Raw genomic sequence first — 15393 nt, 5'->3', positions numbered from 1 at the left:
CGGGCGGCGAGGGGCGCAGTTCGTTAACCCGAGTTTTCGAGAGGGCTGAATCGCTCCCATGGCGAAGATCCTGAAGTTCGACGAGGACGCCCGTCGCGCCCTTGAGCGCGGCGTCAACAAGCTTGCCGACACGGTCAAGGTGACGATCGGTCCCCGCGGCCGCAACGTCGTCATCGACAAGAAGTTCGGCGCCCCCACCATCACCAACGACGGTGTCACGATCGCCCGCGAGGTCGAGATCGACGACCCGTACGAGAACCTCGGCGCGCAGCTCGTCAAGGAGGTGGCGACCAAGACCAACGACATCGCGGGTGACGGCACCACCACCGCGACCGTGCTCGCCCAGGCCCTGGTCAAGGAAGGCCTGCGCAACGTAGCCGCCGGCGCCTCCCCGGCCGCCCTGAAGAAGGGCATCGACGCCGCCGTCAAGGCCGTCTCCGACGAGCTCCTCGCGACCGCGCGCCCGATCGACGACAAGGCCGACATCGCGGCCGTCGCCGGTCTGTCCGCCCAGGACCCGCAGGTCGGCGAGCTCATCGCCGAGGCGATGGACAAGGTCGGCAAGGACGGTGTCATCACCGTCGAGGAGTCCAACACCTTCGGTCTTGAGCTCGACTTCACCGAGGGCATGGCCTTCGACAAGGGCTACCTGTCGCCGTACATGGTGTCCGACCAGGAGCGTATGGAGGCCGTCCTCGACGACCCGTACATCCTGATCCACCAGGGCAAGATCTCCTCCATCCAGGACCTCCTGCCGCTGCTCGAGAAGGTCATCCAGACCAACGCCTCGAAGCCGCTCCTGATCATCGCCGAGGACGTCGAGGGCGAAGCCCTGTCGACCCTGGTCGTGAACAAGATCCGTGGCACCTTCAACGCCGTCGCGGTGAAGGCCCCCGGCTTCGGCGACCGCCGCAAGGCCATGCTCGGTGACCTCGCCACCCTCACCGGTGCCACCGTCATCGCCGAAGAGGTCGGCCTCAAGCTCGACCAGGTCGGCCTCGACGTGCTCGGCACCGCGCGCCGCGTGACCGTCACGAAGGACGACACCACCGTCGTCGACGGTGGCGGCGACGCCTCCGAGGTCGCGGGCCGCGTCAACCAGATCAAGGCCGAGATCGAGTCCACGGACTCGGACTGGGACCGCGAGAAGCTGCAGGAGCGCCTGGCGAAGCTCGCCGGTGGCGTCTGCGTGATCAAGGTCGGCGCAGCCACCGAGGTCGAGCTCAAGGAGAAGAAGCACCGTCTGGAGGACGCCATCTCCGCGACCCGCGCCGCGGTCGAGGAGGGCATCGTCTCCGGTGGTGGCTCCGCTCTGGTGCACGCCGCCAAGGTGCTGGGCGACTCCCTCGGCAAGGAGGGCGACGAGGCCACCGGTGTCGCCGTCGTCCGCCGCGCCGCCGTCGAGCCGCTGCGCTGGATCGCCGAGAACGCCGGCCTCGAGGGCTACGTCATCACCTCGAAGGTCGCCGAGCTCGACAAGGGCTTCGGCTTCAACGCCGCGACCGGTGAGTACGGCGACCTGGTCAAGGCCGGCGTCATCGACCCGGTCAAGGTCACCCGCTCCGCCCTGGAGAACGCCGCGTCCATCGCCTCGCTGCTCCTCACGACCGAGACCCTGGTCGTCGAGAAGCCGGCCGAGGAAGAGGGCGACGCCGGTGGCCACGGCCACGGTCACTCCCACTGACGCTCGCGCGTAGCTGTGACGGAGGCCCGGCACCCCGCTTTGGGGGTGCCGGGCCTCCGTGCGTTTGTGGGTGCGGGCCGTCGTGGCTTGTCGCGCAGTTCCCCGCGCCCCTTAAGGGGCGCTCTCCTTGCTGCGGCCGTACTTCCGTCTACTGCGGGCCGTACTTCCGTCCCGTCCGTGACGTCACTCCGCCGAGCAGTGCCCTCGGCGTCACCTTCACCACTCCCATCAATGCCTTGTACCGCGGGTCCGGGATGGAGAGGGTCTTGCCGCGCGACAGGTCGGCCAGCGCCGCCCCGACCAGCTTGTCCGCGTCGAGCCACATCCACTTGGGGATGTTGGACGTGCCCATCCCGGCGCGCTCATGGAACTCGGTCCGTACGAATCCGGGGCACAGGGCCATGAGACGCACCCCGGAACCGGCCAGATCCTTCGCCGCTCCCTGCGTGAACTGCACGACCCAGGCCTTCGACGCGCCGTAGGTACCGCGCGGCACGAACGCCGCCACCGACGCGACGTTGACGACGCCGCCGCGGCCCCGCTCGCGCATCGACTCCGTCGCCGCCGACGTAAGCCGGAGCACCGCCTCGCAGTGCACCTTGAGCATCGTCAGCTCGTCCTCGATCGACACTTCCAGGTACTGGCCCTTGTTGCCGAACCCGGCGTTGTTCACAAGGAGGTCGACCGGACTCCTGCGGTCCGCGAGCCGCTTCTCGACGGCGGCGATCCCGTCGTCCGTCGCGAGGTCCGCGGTGAGGACCTCCGCCTCGATGCCGTGCCGGTCGTGCAGTTCGGTCGCCTGCTCGCGCAGCCGCTCGGTGTTCCGTGCCACCAGGACCAAGTTGTGGCCGTCACCGGCGAGGCGCCGGGCGAAGGCCGCGCCGATACCGGCGGTCGATCCCGTAATCAGAGCCGTAGTCATGGCCCAAGGCTAGTGAGAACCGGTGACCGCTGTGTCGCCCGGACGGCCTCCAGGACCGCCCCCGTACTTCTCCACGTGCTTCCGGGCCGTCTCGATCAACTCGGAGTGCAGCGCTTCGCCCGCGGCGAGCAGGTCCGGCAGCAGGTTGCGCTCCGTCGTGACGGCCCTGAACTGGAGGGACACGGTGACGTCGTGCTCCGGCCTGTGCACGATCTCGATCGTGTCCCCGCCGCGGATCTCACCCGGTTCGATCACCCGCAGATAGGCGCCGGGAGCCCCCTGCCGCGTGAAGCGCTTGACCCATCCGCTCTCCCCGAGATGGCCCTGGAACGTCCGGCAGGGGATGCGGCCCGATGTCACTTCGAGGAGCAGATCGGGGCCGACGCGCCAGCGCTCGCCGATCTTCGCGCCGCTCACGTCGATCCCGGACGTCGTGAGGTTCTCGCCGAAGGAGCCGCCCGCGAGCGGATGGCCGAGCAGGCGTTCCCACGCGTCGAGGTCCTCGCGCGCGTAGGCGTACACCGCCTGGTCGTCACCGCCGTGGTGCCGCAGATCGCAGACGTCGTCCCCGGCGAGCCCACTCCCGGCGACCCCCTTCGGGCCGGGAGCCACCACCCGTACGGCTCCTTCGACGGGTCGCTTGTCGATGCCGGTGCCGCCCGAGGGAGCGTCCGTGTACTCCACGGCCTTGAACCGGCCCGTATTCACAGAGAGAAGCTTCATGACGGAAGGCTAGGCGCGTCCACTCAAAGCGTCGACGCATTATTGGGCGTCTGATCCAAGCGTCACTTATGCTTGATCCATGATTGAGGCCCGCCATCTCCGCGTCCTGCGTGCGGTCGCCGCCACCGGCTCCTTCTCGGCCGCGGCGCGCGACCTCGGCTGCACCCAGCCGGCCGTCAGCCAGCAGATGAAGGCACTCGAAGCCTCCGCCGGCACGACGCTGCTGATCCGCACGGGCCGCGAGATGCGCCTGACCCAGGCGGGCGAGGCCCTGGTCCGGCACGCCGCCGGGATCCTGGCCGGTCTGACCGCCGCCGAGGAGGAGGTCGCCGCCATCGCGGGCCTGCGGGCGGGCCGGGTCCGCCTCGTCTCCTTCCCCAGCGGCAGCTCGACGCTGGTGCCGAGCGCGCTCGCCGCCCTGCGCGCCGCGCACCCCGGCACCCGGGTCTCGCTCGTGGAGGCCGAACCGCCGCGCTCGGTCGAGATGCTGCGCGAGGGCGACTGCGACGTGGCGCTCGCCTTCCGCTACGACGGCGCGTCCGCCGCCGAGGAGTGGGACGACCTGGTCGTCCGTCCCCTGCTCGCCGACCGGCTCGTCGGTCTCGTGCCCGAGGGGCACCGGCTCGCCAAGGCGGATGCGGTCGCCATCGGGGAACTGGCCGACGAGCCGTGGATCGCGGGCTGTCCGCGCTGTCGCAGGCAGCTGGTCGAGGTCTGCGAAGGGGCGGGTTTCGTGCCCCGCATCGATTTCGCGACCGACGACTATCCGGCGGTGATCGGCCTGGTCGGCGCGGGCCTGGGAGTGGCGGTGCTGCCCGAGCTCGCCATCGAGTCCGTGCGCCCCAAAGGTGCACGCACAGTGACGGTGGAGCCCGCCGTCCAGCGCGAGATCGTGGCGCTCACCCTGCCGGATCTGGCACAGGTGCCCGCGGTGGCCGCCACGCTCGACCACCTCGCGAGGGCCGCGGAGCGCTGAGTGCGCCTCCGTCCTGTCCTGTCGGGTGCGCCTATGAAGAAACGTTCCTTCAGGCCGATGCCGACGGTGCGGACGTCGTGACGAGGCGGTTGCGGGCACGGCCCATGAGCTCCTCGCGCTCGTCCTCGGTGAGCCCGCCCCAGACGCCGTACGGCTCCCGTACCGCGAGGGCGTGAGCGGCGCACTCCGCACGTACCGGGCACCGCATGCAGACCTCCTTGGCGGAGTTCTCACGCGCGCTGCGTGCCGCGCCCCGCTCGCCCTCGGGATGGAAGAAGAGCGAGCTGTCGACGCCGCGGCAGGCCGCGAGGAGCTGCCAGTCCCAGAGATCTGCGTTCGGTCCGGGAAGGCGGGAGAAATCTGCCATTGCTTGTCTCCTGGTAGCCGTTATGCGCGGATACGGTGCCCATGACCGTACATCTACTGTCTAAGGAGATGAAAATATGACTCATTGGAAAATCTAGCCACAGACACCAGCAAAAGGGAAGGAAAGCGGCTAAATGGGGCATGGGTTGTGATGAAAGGTTGAGGGTCTCTTGCGCCGCCTGCTCTGTGTCCGCGCCCTCACGTAGAGTGCCGAACGAGGCCGACCGCCCCGTAACTCTTTCGGGTGACCGTCGTTGAGTGTGCGAGGCGGTTGAAAGAAGAAGCGCTCGGGCACATGTCCGAGAGCGTCAACCGCGCAGGTGACGAATATGTACCAGCCTGGAGGCTCAAGGTGACGCGCAGCAGCTGTGAGAGCCGCGGAGGACAGTCATGACATCCGTCCTCGTCTGCGACGACTCCCCGCTTGCCCGAGAGGCGCTCCGCCGCGCGGTCGCGACCGTGCCCGGCGTCGAGCGCGTGACGACAGCGGCCAACGGCGAGGAAGTCCTCCGCCGCTGGGGCGCCGACCGCTCGGACTTGATTTTGATGGACGTACGCATGCCCGGTCTGGGCGGCGTCGAGACGGTCCGGCGGCTGCTGTCCGCCGACCCCGGTGCGCGCATCATCATGCTCACCGTGGCCGAGGATCTGGACGGTGTCGCGCTCGCGGTCGCCGCCGGTGCCCGCGGCTATCTGCACAAGGACGCCTCGCGCGCCGAGCTGCGCGCGACCGTCACGCAGGCGCTCGCCGACCCGACGTGGCGACTGGCTCCGCGCAGACTGCGTTCGGCCGAGATGGGCGCGGCGCCCACACTCACCGCGCGTGAGATCCAGGTGCTCGAGGGCATGAGCCACGGCCGGTCCAACGCCGAGATCGGACGTGAGCTTTTTCTCTCCGAGGACACGGTCAAGACCCACGCCAGGCGGTTGTTCAAGAAGCTCGGCGCCTCGGACCGCGCGCACGCCGTGGCGCTCGGTTTCCGCTGGGGCCTGGTCCGATAGGTGTGCCGCCGTGCGGGCACGGCGACCCCCGCCCGCTGTGTGGTGGGCGGGGTGACGGACGCCCGTCGCTCCCTTTCTCGGGAGCGGTTGCCGTTGCTTCGCCGCCGATGCCGCATCCTTGAGGTGTGGAGTTCCTCGGGGACAGGTCGGTCGAGCGGGAGGGGAGGGCGCACGAGATGAGTTCCGGCGCACCTGCTCATAACGCTTCGGTGCACAACTACGGACGTGGTGCCACGGATCAATCAGCGCCAAGGCACCATGGACCGATGCGCGATGACAAGACGACGGTGATCGGTGCCCTCGTCCTTCGCGCGGTCGAGGGTGATGACCAGGCGACGCACGATCTCCTGGCTCATGTGCACCCTCTGGCGCTGCGGTACTGCCGCACGCGGCTCTCTCGACTGCCCGGTGACGCACGGCACTTCGTCGAGGACCTGGCGCAGGAAGTCTGCGTCGCGGTCCTTCTCGCCCTGCCGCGGTACAAGGACACGGGGCGCCCCTTCGAAGCGTTCGTCTTCGCGATCGCGGCGCACAAGGTCGCCGACCTGCAGCGCGCGGCGATGCGCCACCCCGGCTCGACGGCGGTGCCGTCGGACGAGATGCCGGAGCGGCCCGACGACTCCCTCGGTCCTGAGGAGCGCGCGCTGCTCAGTAGCGATGCCGAATGGGCCAAGAAGCTCATGGCCAACCTCTCGGAGAACCAGCGTGAGCTGCTGCTCCTGAGGATCGCGGTCGGGCTCACCGCCGAGGAGACCGGGCAGATGCTGGGGATGTCCCCGGGCGCCGTGCGCGTCGCGCAGCACCGGGCGCTGAGCCGCCTGCGGGCCCTTGCCGAGCAGTAGTACGCAGCCTCGGCCGCGTACGTGTGCGTATACGTGTGAACGTACAAAGTAAGCCGATGATCTTGATCGTGGAATGAGACACCCTCGGTTCCCGTTAGCATGGACATCCGCACCGATCAAGGCCATTTGGGGAAGGTGTCATGACTGCAAACGTCGACGGAGTGCCCGAGAAGTTCGCGACGCTCGGGCTGACCTACGACGACGTGCTGTTGCTGCCGGGCGCGTCGGAAGTCCTCCCGAACGCGGTCGACACCTCGTCCCGCATCTCCCGCAACGTCCACGTGAACATCCCGCTGCTCTCGGCGGCGATGGACAAGGTCACCGAGGCCCGCATGGCCATCGCCATGGCGCGGCAGGGCGGCGTCGGCGTGCTGCACCGCAACCTGTCGATCGAGGACCAGGTCAACCAGGTCGACCTCGTGAAGCGCTCCGAGTCCGGCATGGTGACCGACCCGATCACCGTGCACCCGGACGCGACGCTGGCGGAGGCCGACGCGCTCTGTGCCAAGTTCCGCATCAGCGGCGTCCCGGTGACCGACCCGGCGGGCAAGCTGCTCGGCATCGTCACCAACCGCGACATGGCCTTCGAGAACGACCGCAGCCGTCAGGTGCGCGAGGTCATGACGCCCATGCCGCTCGTGACCGGCAAGGTCGGCATCAGCGGTGTGGACGCCATGGAGCTCCTGCGCCGCCACAAGATCGAGAAGCTGCCGCTCGTCGACGACGCGGGGGTCCTCAAGGGCCTCATCACCGTCAAGGACTTCAAGAAGGCCGAGCAGTACCCGAACGCCGCCAAGGACGCCGAGGGCCGTCTCCTCGTCGGTGCCGCCGTCGGCGCGAGCCCCGAGGCACTTGAGCGCGCGCAGGCCCTTGCCGCCGCCGGGGTCGACTTCCTGATCGTCGACACCTCGCACGGGCACAACAGCAACGCCCTGAGCTGGATGTCGAAGATCAAGTCGGGCGTGAACGTCGACGTCATCGGTGGCAACGTAGCGACGCGTGACGGCGCCCAGGCGCTCATCGACGCCGGTGTCGACGGCGTCAAGGTCGGCGTCGGACCGGGTTCCATCTGCACCACGCGCGTGGTCGCCGGAATCGGCGTTCCGCAGGTCACCGCCATCTACGAAGCCGCTGTCGCGGCGCGTGCGGCCGGAGTCCCGGTCATCGGCGACGGCGGCCTCCAGTACTCCGGTGACATCGGCAAGGCGCTGGCCGCCGGCGCCGACACCGTGATGCTCGGCTCGCTGCTCGCGGGCTGCGAGGAGTCGCCGGGTGAGCTGATGTTCATCAACGGCAAGCAGTTCAAGTCCTACCGCGGCATGGGTTCGCTCGGTGCCATGCAGGGCCGCGGCCAGGGACGTTCGTACTCGAAGGACCGCTACTTCCAGGCGGAGGTCTCCTCGGACGACAAGCTCGTGCCCGAGGGCATCGAGGGCCAGGTGCCCTACCGCGGCCCGCTGGCCAACGTGCTGCACCAGCTCGTCGGCGGCCTGCGCCAGACGATGGGTTACGTGGGCGCCGCCTCCGTCGACGAGATGGAGTCCAAGGGCCGCTTCGTGCGCATCACGTCCGCGGGCCTCAAGGAGAGCCACCCGCACGACATCCAGATGACGGTCGAGGCGCCGAACTACACGAACAAGCGCTGACCCGATTTCGCCGCGCACGCGCGCGTGGGGGCGGTCCGGATTCCCGGGGCCGCCCCCTTCGCGCGCGTCGGGGATACTGGAACGGCAGACCGAGTGCAAGTGCCTAAGAAGTGCGAAGTACCGAAGAAAGCTGAAGGGCCACCCACGTGACTGAGATCGAGATCGGGCGCGGCAAGCGCGGCCGCCGCGCGTACGCCTTCGACGACATCGCCGTCGTGCCGAGCCGTCGTACCCGCGACCCGAAGGAGGTCTCGATCGCCTGGCAGATCGACGCCTACCGCTTCGAGCTGCCCTTCCTGGCGGCGCCGATGGATTCGGTCGTCTCTCCGCAGACCGCGATCCGCATCGGCGAGCTGGGTGGTCTGGGCGTACTGAACCTCGAGGGCCTGTGGACGCGGTACGAGGACCCGCAGCCGCTGCTCGACGAGATCGCGGAGCTGGACACCGACAACGCGACGCGGCGCCTCCAGGAGATCTACGCGGCTCCGATCCAGGCCGACCTGATCGGGCAGCGCATCAAGGAGGTGCGCGACTCGGGCGTGGTCACCGCCGCCGCGCTCTCCCCGCAGCGCACCGCGGAGTTCTCCAAGGCCGTCGTGGACGCCGGTGTCGACATCTTCGTCATCCGCGGCACCACCGTCTCCGCCGAGCACGTCTCCGGTGCCGCCGAGCCGCTCAACCTCAAGCAGTTCATCTACGAGCTCGACGTGCCGGTCATCGTCGGCGGCTGCGCCACGTACACCGCGGCGCTGCACCTGATGCGCACGGGCGCGGCCGGTGTCCTCGTCGGCTTCGGCGGCGGCGCCGCGCACACCACGCGCAACGTCCTGGGCATCCAGGTGCCGATGGCCACCGCCGTCGCGGATGTCGCGGCGGCCCGCCGTGACTACATGGACGAGTCCGGCGGCCGGTACGTGCACGTCATCGCGGACGGCGGCGTGGGCTGGTCCGGCGACCTGCCCAAGGCCATCGCCTGCGGCGCCGACTCGGTGATGATCGGCTCCCCGCTGGCGCGCGCCACGGACGCGCCCGGCAAGGGGCACCACTGGGGCATGGAGGCCGTGCACGAGGACGTGCCGCGCGGCAAGCGCGTCGACCTCGGTGTGGTCGGCACGACGGAGGAGATCCTCAGCGGTCCCTCGCACATCCCGGACGGCTCGATGAACTTCTTCGGGGCGCTGCGCCGGGCGATGGCGACGACGGGCTACAGCGAGCTCAAGGAGTTCCAGCGCGTCGAGGTGACGGTCGCGGACTCGCAGCACTCGCGGTAACGCTTCTTGTTCCACGAAGGGCCCCGGTACTCGTACCGGGGCCCTTCGTGCGTGCGTCACAGGCGGTGGGCCGCGCCCGCCGGGGTCGCGCCTCGCGTGTCGAGGAGCAGCTGGGCCTTCACGGCGAGACCTTGCAGGTCGTACGTGCGGTGGTGCTGGAGCAGGATCGTGAGGTCGGCGTCGGCCGCGGCTTCGTAGAGGGAGTCCGCGCGGGGGACGGGGTGGCCGAGCACGCTCCAGCTGGGCACGTAGGGGTCGTGGTAGCTGACGGCGGCGCCCATCTCCATCAGGCGGGTCGCGACCTCCTGGGCGGGGGAGCCCTGCTGGTCGGCGAGGTCGGGCTTGTAGGTGACGCCGAGGAGCAGGACGCGGGCGCCGCGGGCGGACTTGCCGTGCTCGTTGAGCAGGGTCGCCGAGCGCTGGATCACGTACCGGGGCATGCGGTCGTTGACCTGCTGGGCCAGTTCGACCATGCGCAGGCCGCGTGTGCCGCGGCCGGGGCCGGGGATGTCCAGGGGGACGCCGTGGCCGCCGACGCCGGGGCCGGGGCGGAAGGCCTGGAAGCCGAAGGGCTTGGTCTCGGCGCAGCGGATGACGTCCCACAGGTCGATGCTCAGGTCGTGGCAGAGCACGGCCATCTCATTGACCAGGGCCATGTTCACGTGCCGGTAGTTGGTCTCCAGGAGATGCACGGTCTCGGCCTCACGCGGGCCACGCGCGCGTACGACCTTGTCGGTGAGGCGGCCGTAGAAGGCGGCTGCCGACTCGGTGCAGGCCGGGGTGAGACCGCCGATGACCTTGGGGGTGCCCGCGTAGCCGTGGGTGCGGTTGCCGGGGTCGAGGCGGCCGGGCGAGTGCGCCAGGTGGAAGTCCCGGCCCGCGCGCAGTCCCGAGCCCTCTTCGAGGATGGGGCGGAGGAATTCCTCCGTGGTTCCGGGGTACGCGGGTGACTCGAGGATGACCGTGGTGTGCGGGCGCAGGCGCGCGGCCAGGGCGCGGGCGGCGTCGGCCACCTGGCTCAGGTCGAGGGTGCGGTCGGCTGCCGGAGGAGTGGGAGCGCAGATGACCGCGGTGCGGACCCGGCCGAGCTCGACCGGGTTTGTGGTGGGCCGGAAACCCCCCGAGAGCATCCGGCGGACATCGGCGGCGGTGAGGGTTCCCTCGGCGCCGTCGCAGGGCAGGCGGCCGTTTGCCAGGTCGACGGCGCGGGCCGGGTCGTAGCCGATGGTGGCGATGCCGCCGGAGACGGCGGCCTGGGCGAGGGGCAGGCCGAGGCGGCCGAGACCGATGACGGCGAGATCTGCGGGCATGGCGGTGGGCCGTCCTCCCAATAGCCGGAGCGGGACGAGCGCGCAAGCCCTGTGGACAAGGTGGACCAGCGCAATGTCAGACTAGGAGTAAATATGACCGTTACGCGGCATTGTGCTGTGTCGGGCGTCGGAGTGTTGGCCGCGAGTTGTCCACAGGCGGCGGCCGAACTCAGCGGACACGGCCAGAATCTGGGCATGATGTGAGCGCGACCACACCCGACAGCTAGCGGGAGGCAGCGATGAGGACAGCGACCTTGGGACCGGTGGAGCGCGCCGAGTCACTTGCGGGAATGGCCGAGCGGGAGCTGGATGTCCTGGTCGTGGGCGCGGGAGTGGTCGGTGCGGGCACCGCACTGGACGCCGTGACCCGCGGCCTGTCCACCGGCCTCGTCGAGGCACGGGACTGGGCTTCGGGCACGTCGAGCCGGTCGAGCAAGTTGATCCACGGCGGCCTGCGCTATCTGGAGATGCTCGACTTCGCGCTGGTGCGCGAGGCGCTGAAGGAGCGTGGCCTGCTCCTGGAGCGGCTCGCCCCGCACCTCGTGAAGCCGGTGCCGTTCCTCTACCCCTTGCAGCACAAGGGCTGGGAGCGGATCTATGCCGGGTCGGGCGTCGCGTTGTACGACGCCATGTCGATGTCGCGTGGACACGGCCGCGGCCTCCCCATGCACCGCCACCTGACCCGGCGTCACGCCCTGCGCGTCGCCCCGTGTCTGAAGAAGGACGCCCTGGTGGGGGCCATGCAGTACTACGACGCGCAGATGGACGACGCGCGCTACGTGGCCACGCTGGTGCGCACAGCGGCGGCGTACGGCGCCAAGGTCGCCAACCGCGCCCGCGTGACCGGCTTCCTGCGCGAGGGCGAACGTGTCGTCGGCGCCACGGTGCGGGACGTGGAGGGCGGCGGGGAGTACGAGGTCCGGGCCAAGCAGGTGGTCAACGCCACCGGTGTGTGGACGGACGACACGCAGGCGATGGTCGGGGAGCGCGGTCAGTTCCACGTCCGGGCGTCCAAAGGCATCCATCTGGTCGTACCGAAGGACCGGATCAACTCGACGACCGGTCTCATCCTGCGGACGGAGAAGAGCGTCCTCTTCGTCATTCCGTGGGGCCGCCACTGGATCGTCGGGACGACCGACACCGAATGGGACCTGGACAAGGCGCATCCGGCGGCGTCCAGCGCCGACATCGACTATCTCCTCGAGCATGTGAACTCGGTGCTCGGCGTGCCCCTCTCGCGGGACGACGTCCAAGGGGTGTACGCGGGGCTCCGGCCGCTGCTCGCCGGTGAGTCGGACGCCACGAGCAAGCTGTCGCGCGAGCACACGGTGGCTCATCCGGCGCCGGGCCTCGTGGTCATCGCGGGTGGCAAGTACACGACGTACCGCGTGATGGCGAAGGACGCCGTGGACGAGGCGGTGCACGGCCTCGACCAGCGGGTCGCCGACTGTGTCACCGAGGACATTCCGCTGGTCGGCGCCGAGGGGTACAAGGCGCTGTGGAACGCGCGCGCCAGGATCGCGGCCCGCACAGGCCTTCATGTGGTGCGCGTGGAACACCTGTTGAACCGGTACGGATCGCTGGCGGAGGAGGTCCTCGCGCTCATCACGGCCGATCCCACGCTGGGCGAGCCGTTGCCGGCCGCTGACGACTATCTGCGCGCCGAGATCGTCTATGCCGCGTCGCACGAGGGCGCACGGCACCTGGACGACGTGCTGACCCGGCGCACGCGCATCTCGATCGAGACGTTCGACCGGGGCACGCGCAGTGCGCGGGTGTGCGCGGAGTTGATGGCGCCGGTCCTCGGCTGGGACAAGGACCAGGTGGAGCGGGAGGTACAGCACTACGAGAAGCGGGTGGAGGCGGAGCGGGAGTCGCAGCGGCAGCCGGACGACCTGACGGCGGACGCGGCGCGGCTGGGGGCGCCGGACATCGTTCCGCTCTAGATGTACTGACCCGTGAGGTTGGGCACTCCTGAGGGGCCCGGTCGACGCGAAGCCCCACCGGCCGGAACTCGGCCTCCAGGAGCTTCCGTTCAAGGGCCGGGCCCGCTGCCTTACCGGTGTGGCCCCCGGACCGTGGTGCCGCGAGGCCGCTTCCGCGGGTGGGGACATATGCCGTGACCATGGGGCTTCGCGGGCCAACAGCGTCACGGCGGGGCCTTGCTTCGGGTGACGAGCAACGGAAGAGTGGCGTCCGCGGCCGGTTTCGCGGCCGGCGGCGCACTGGCGGAAGTCAGGCCCATGAGGGTCACCGCAAGGGGTACGGCCAGCAGCGCCCGTCGAATGGGCACGGTGGTCTCTCCTTGTGCGGAGCCCCTCATGAGGGACGTTGGACCCTGGGCGTAGACCGGTCCCGAAGTAAGGGACAATGAAGGCTCTGTCAGGGCGGGTTGCGCGGGTAGCAGCGGTAGCAGCAGAGGGGACGCATGTCGGACGCGGAGAAGGCGGGTCAGTCCCGTCAGGACCAGAGCGAACGTCTCCTCTCCGGGCGCTACCGGCTGGGCGAGGTGCTCGGCCGCGGCGGAATGGGAACCGTCTGGCGCGCCAAGGACGAGACGCTCGGCCGTACGGTCGCGGTGAAGGAACTCCGCTTTCCCTCGAGCATCGACGAGGAAGAGAAGCGGCGGCTCATCACGCGTACGTTGCGTGAGGCCAAGGCGATCGCACGGATCCGCAACACCAGCGCGGTGACCGTGTACGACGTGGTCGACGAGGACGACCGGCCGTGGATCGTGATGGAGCTCGTCGAGGGCAAGTCGCTCGCCGAGGCCCTGCGCGAGGACGGGCTGCTCACGCCGAGGCGCGCGGCCGAGGTCGGCCTCGCGGTGCTCGACGTGCTGCGTTCCGCGCACCGCGAGGGGATTCTGCACCGCGACGTGAAGCCGTCCAACGTGCTGATCGCCGAGGACGGGCGCGTCGTCCTCACGGACTTCGGTATCGCGCAGGTCGAGGGCGACCCGTCGATCACGTCCACCGGCATGCTCGTCGGCGCCCCCTCGTACATCTCGCCCGAGCGGGCCCGTGGGCACAAGCCGGGTCCGGCGGCCGACCTGTGGTCGCTGGGCGGGCTGCTGTACGCGGCTGTGGAGGGCGTGCCTCCGTACGACAAGGGGTCGGCGATCGCGACCCTGACCGCGGTCATGACCGAGGACGTCGAACAGCCGACGAACGCCGGGCCGTTGGAGAAGGTCATCTACGGCCTGCTCGCCAAGGACCCCGAGCAGCGGCTCGACGACGCGGCGGCGCGGGCGTTCCTGCTCGACGTGATCCACGCGCCCGAGGTCAAGGACGAGCCGGAGCCGGTCGACGCGACGAAGGTCGTGCCGCTGCCTCCGGTGCCGCCGTCCTTGGGCAAGCGCTTCGGCAAGAGCAAGGGCAAGAGCCAGGGCAAGGGCAAGAGCAAGTCGGGCGCGGCGGCTGGTGGCGTGGCCGCGGGTGCCGCCGGTTCGGCGGCTGTGTCTGCGTCTGCGGCTGCGTCCGCGCCGGTCGGGACCTCTGAGACCGCGGGGTCCTCCGTCAACTCGGGCGCGAGCTCGGGCACGAAATCGGACGTGAACTCCGGTGCGGGCGCGGGCTCGGACTCCGGTGCCGGTAGGGGCGAGGAGACCGCTGACCGGCTGAAGGGTGCGCTCCGGTCGGTGCGGAACGCGGCGGCTGCGGCCACCGCGCGGGGTGCGGGTGCGGGTGCGGGCGCCGGGGCTGGGGCGGCCTCCGGGACTGCTGCTTCTGCTGAGGGCTCTGGTACTCCCTCGGCTCCTTCCGCTCCCGCGACGCCGCCGCGTGCGACGCCTCCCAAGGCCTCGCTCACCGACGTCGTGCCTCGGCGCACGCTCGTGATCTTCTCGCTGGCGCTCGCGATCGCGGTGCTCGGGACCGTCCTTGCCTTCTCGCTGAGCGGCGGGGACGAGAGCGGTGCGGGGGACAGCAAGAACGACGGCGACAAGACCACGTCCAGCGGGGCGACCGCGGGCGGCGGCCAGAAGGACAAGGAGACGGACAAGGGCGCCGGGCAGGACGGCGGTGCCGACAAGGGCAAGGGCAAGGACGAGGCGGGCGCGAGCGCGGGCTCTGACGAGAGCTCCGGTTCGGACGAGGACAAGGACCAGGGCGAGAGCGGCGACGACGGCAAGGACGACTCCGGCAAGAAGCCGGATGACGGCGCCGAGTCGACGTACAAGCACTCCCAAGGGTTCTCGGTGGGTCTGCCCAAGGGCTGGAAGTACCAGTCCACGGCGGCCGCGGGCGCGCGTTTCTCCGGGCCGAACGGCCAGAAGCTGCTGATCGGCTGGACGTCCACTCCCAAGTCCGACCCCGTGAGCGACTGGAAGAAGCAGGAGTCGTACATGGTCCGGTCGCAGTACAAGCGGATCCGGATAGAGAAGGCCGACTACCGCGGCTGGAACACGGCCGACTGGGAGTTCACGTACGTCGACGGCGGCACGAAGTTCCGCTCGATAGACCGCGGGTTCGTCGTCAACGGCGGTCTGGGCTACGGAATGATGTACACGGCCAAGGCCGACAAGTGGGACAGCGACGAGCGCAAGGACGCGTGGCAGACCCTCACGAAGTCGTTCAAGCCGAAGAAGTAGTTCGCGACGGGTCTCGGTGAGATCTGGAATCCCCTCAATGTGGTTTGCCTCCGGCACGTA

Annotated in this window: 13 protein-coding genes; 8 read left to right on the top strand and 5 right to left on the bottom strand. The window is 69.8% G+C overall.

Annotated features, from left to right (window positions below; all coding sequences use genetic code 11):
* The first annotated feature begins 58 nt into the window (after positions 1–58).
* A complete protein-coding gene (gene groL / locus ACZ5CR_RS37345) occupies positions 59–1684 on the top strand; it encodes a chaperonin GroEL (RefSeq protein WP_468866089.1) in 1626 nt (541 codons plus the stop codon).
* A gap of 148 nt (positions 1685–1832) precedes the next feature.
* On the opposite strand, the gene ACZ5CR_RS37340 is transcribed toward groL, so the two are convergent.
* A complete protein-coding gene (locus tag ACZ5CR_RS37340) occupies positions 1833–2606 on the bottom strand; it encodes an SDR family NAD(P)-dependent oxidoreductase (RefSeq protein WP_468866087.1) in 774 nt (257 codons plus the stop codon).
* Positions 2607–2615: 9 nt separating this feature from the next.
* The gene (locus ACZ5CR_RS37335) at positions 2616–3329 is read right to left on the bottom strand and encodes an MOSC domain-containing protein (RefSeq protein WP_468866084.1); all 714 of its coding nucleotides are present in this window, start codon (positions 3327–3329) and stop codon (positions 2616–2618) included.
* A 79-nt stretch (positions 3330–3408) separates the two neighbouring features.
* Between ACZ5CR_RS37335 and ACZ5CR_RS37330 the strand changes: the two genes are divergently transcribed.
* A complete protein-coding gene (locus ACZ5CR_RS37330; RefSeq protein WP_468866082.1) occupies positions 3409–4305 on the top strand; it encodes a LysR family transcriptional regulator in 897 nt (298 codons plus the stop codon).
* A 49-nt stretch (positions 4306–4354) separates the two neighbouring features.
* Here the strand turns inward: ACZ5CR_RS37330 and ACZ5CR_RS37325 are convergent, their stop codons facing one another.
* Positions 4355–4672 (bottom strand): WhiB family transcriptional regulator, encoded by a 318-nt coding sequence (locus tag ACZ5CR_RS37325; protein WP_383275763.1) that lies wholly within the window; start codon positions 4670–4672, stop codon positions 4355–4357.
* Positions 4673–5061: 389 nt separating this feature from the next.
* Between ACZ5CR_RS37325 and ACZ5CR_RS37320 the strand changes: the two genes are divergently transcribed.
* The 4 genes from ACZ5CR_RS37320 to ACZ5CR_RS37305 all read left to right on the top strand — a co-directional run bounded on the left by ACZ5CR_RS37320 (position 5062) and on the right by ACZ5CR_RS37305 (position 9432).
* Entirely contained in the window at positions 5062–5673 is a 612-nt protein-coding gene (locus ACZ5CR_RS37320; RefSeq protein WP_003948568.1) for a response regulator transcription factor, read from the top strand.
* Between the two features lie 266 nt (positions 5674–5939).
* On the top strand, positions 5940–6515 hold the full coding sequence (locus ACZ5CR_RS37315; protein WP_389904291.1) for a sigma-70 family RNA polymerase sigma factor: 576 nt from the start codon (positions 5940–5942) through the stop codon (positions 6513–6515).
* Between the two features lie 140 nt (positions 6516–6655).
* Positions 6656–8161 carry an IMP dehydrogenase gene (gene guaB / locus ACZ5CR_RS37310; protein WP_468866079.1) on the top strand — a complete coding sequence of 502 codons (1506 nt, stop codon included), beginning with the start codon at positions 6656–6658 and terminating at the stop codon, positions 8159–8161.
* A gap of 146 nt (positions 8162–8307) precedes the next feature.
* Positions 8308–9432 carry a GuaB3 family IMP dehydrogenase-related protein gene (locus ACZ5CR_RS37305; RefSeq protein ID WP_383319643.1) on the top strand — a complete coding sequence of 375 codons (1125 nt, stop codon included), beginning with the start codon at positions 8308–8310 and terminating at the stop codon, positions 9430–9432.
* 56 nt (positions 9433–9488) lie between these two features.
* On the opposite strand, the gene ACZ5CR_RS37300 is transcribed toward ACZ5CR_RS37305, so the two are convergent.
* Entirely contained in the window at positions 9489–10742 is a 1254-nt protein-coding gene (locus ACZ5CR_RS37300) for a nucleotide sugar dehydrogenase (protein ID WP_468866076.1), read from the bottom strand.
* Between the two features lie 239 nt (positions 10743–10981).
* On the opposite strand from ACZ5CR_RS37300, the gene ACZ5CR_RS37295 reads away from it, so the two are divergent.
* Positions 10982–12688 (top strand): glycerol-3-phosphate dehydrogenase/oxidase, encoded by a 1707-nt coding sequence (locus tag ACZ5CR_RS37295; RefSeq protein WP_468866074.1) that lies wholly within the window; start codon positions 10982–10984, stop codon positions 12686–12688.
* 203 nt (positions 12689–12891) lie between these two features.
* Here the strand turns inward: ACZ5CR_RS37295 and ACZ5CR_RS37290 are convergent, their stop codons facing one another.
* Positions 12892–13035 (bottom strand): hypothetical protein, encoded by a 144-nt coding sequence (locus ACZ5CR_RS37290; protein WP_468866072.1) that lies wholly within the window; start codon positions 13033–13035, stop codon positions 12892–12894.
* 135 nt (positions 13036–13170) lie between these two features.
* Between ACZ5CR_RS37290 and ACZ5CR_RS37285 the strand changes: the two genes are divergently transcribed.
* Positions 13171–15333 (top strand): serine/threonine-protein kinase, encoded by a 2163-nt coding sequence (locus ACZ5CR_RS37285; RefSeq protein ID WP_468866070.1) that lies wholly within the window; start codon positions 13171–13173, stop codon positions 15331–15333.
* The last annotated feature ends 60 nt before the right edge of the window (positions 15334–15393 follow it).

This window comes from Streptomyces sp. NPDC031274 (assembly GCF_055570235.1).
The sequence above is the reverse complement of the archived record's forward strand: the minus strand, read 5'-3'. Positions and strand labels throughout refer to the sequence as shown.

What these genes read in the sequence shown, in the direction of transcription:
- ACZ5CR_RS37300 (WP_468866076.1), bottom strand. Translation starts at nt 10,742, where the DNA reads ATGCCCGCAGATCTCGCCGTCATCGGTCTCGGCCGCCTCGGCCTGCCC.
- ACZ5CR_RS37285 (WP_468866070.1), top strand. Translation starts at nt 13,171, where the DNA reads ATGTCGGACGCGGAGAAGGCGGGTCAGTCCCGTCAGGACCAGAGCGAA.
- guaB (WP_468866079.1), top strand. Translation starts at nt 6,656, where the DNA reads ATGACTGCAAACGTCGACGGAGTGCCCGAGAAGTTCGCGACGCTCGGG.
- ACZ5CR_RS37315 (WP_389904291.1), top strand. Translation starts at nt 5,940, where the DNA reads ATGCGCGATGACAAGACGACGGTGATCGGTGCCCTCGTCCTTCGCGCG.
- ACZ5CR_RS37335 (WP_468866084.1), bottom strand. Translation starts at nt 3,329, where the DNA reads ATGAAGCTTCTCTCTGTGAATACGGGCCGGTTCAAGGCCGTGGAGTAC.
- ACZ5CR_RS37320 (WP_003948568.1), top strand. Translation starts at nt 5,062, where the DNA reads ATGACATCCGTCCTCGTCTGCGACGACTCCCCGCTTGCCCGAGAGGCG.
- ACZ5CR_RS37330 (WP_468866082.1), top strand. Translation starts at nt 3,409, where the DNA reads ATGATTGAGGCCCGCCATCTCCGCGTCCTGCGTGCGGTCGCCGCCACC.
- ACZ5CR_RS37295 (WP_468866074.1), top strand. Translation starts at nt 10,982, where the DNA reads ATGAGGACAGCGACCTTGGGACCGGTGGAGCGCGCCGAGTCACTTGCG.
- ACZ5CR_RS37340 (WP_468866087.1), bottom strand. Translation starts at nt 2,606, where the DNA reads ATGACTACGGCTCTGATTACGGGATCGACCGCCGGTATCGGCGCGGCC.
- groL (WP_468866089.1), top strand. Translation starts at nt 59, where the DNA reads ATGGCGAAGATCCTGAAGTTCGACGAGGACGCCCGTCGCGCCCTTGAG.
- ACZ5CR_RS37325 (WP_383275763.1), bottom strand. Translation starts at nt 4,672, where the DNA reads ATGGCAGATTTCTCCCGCCTTCCCGGACCGAACGCAGATCTCTGGGAC.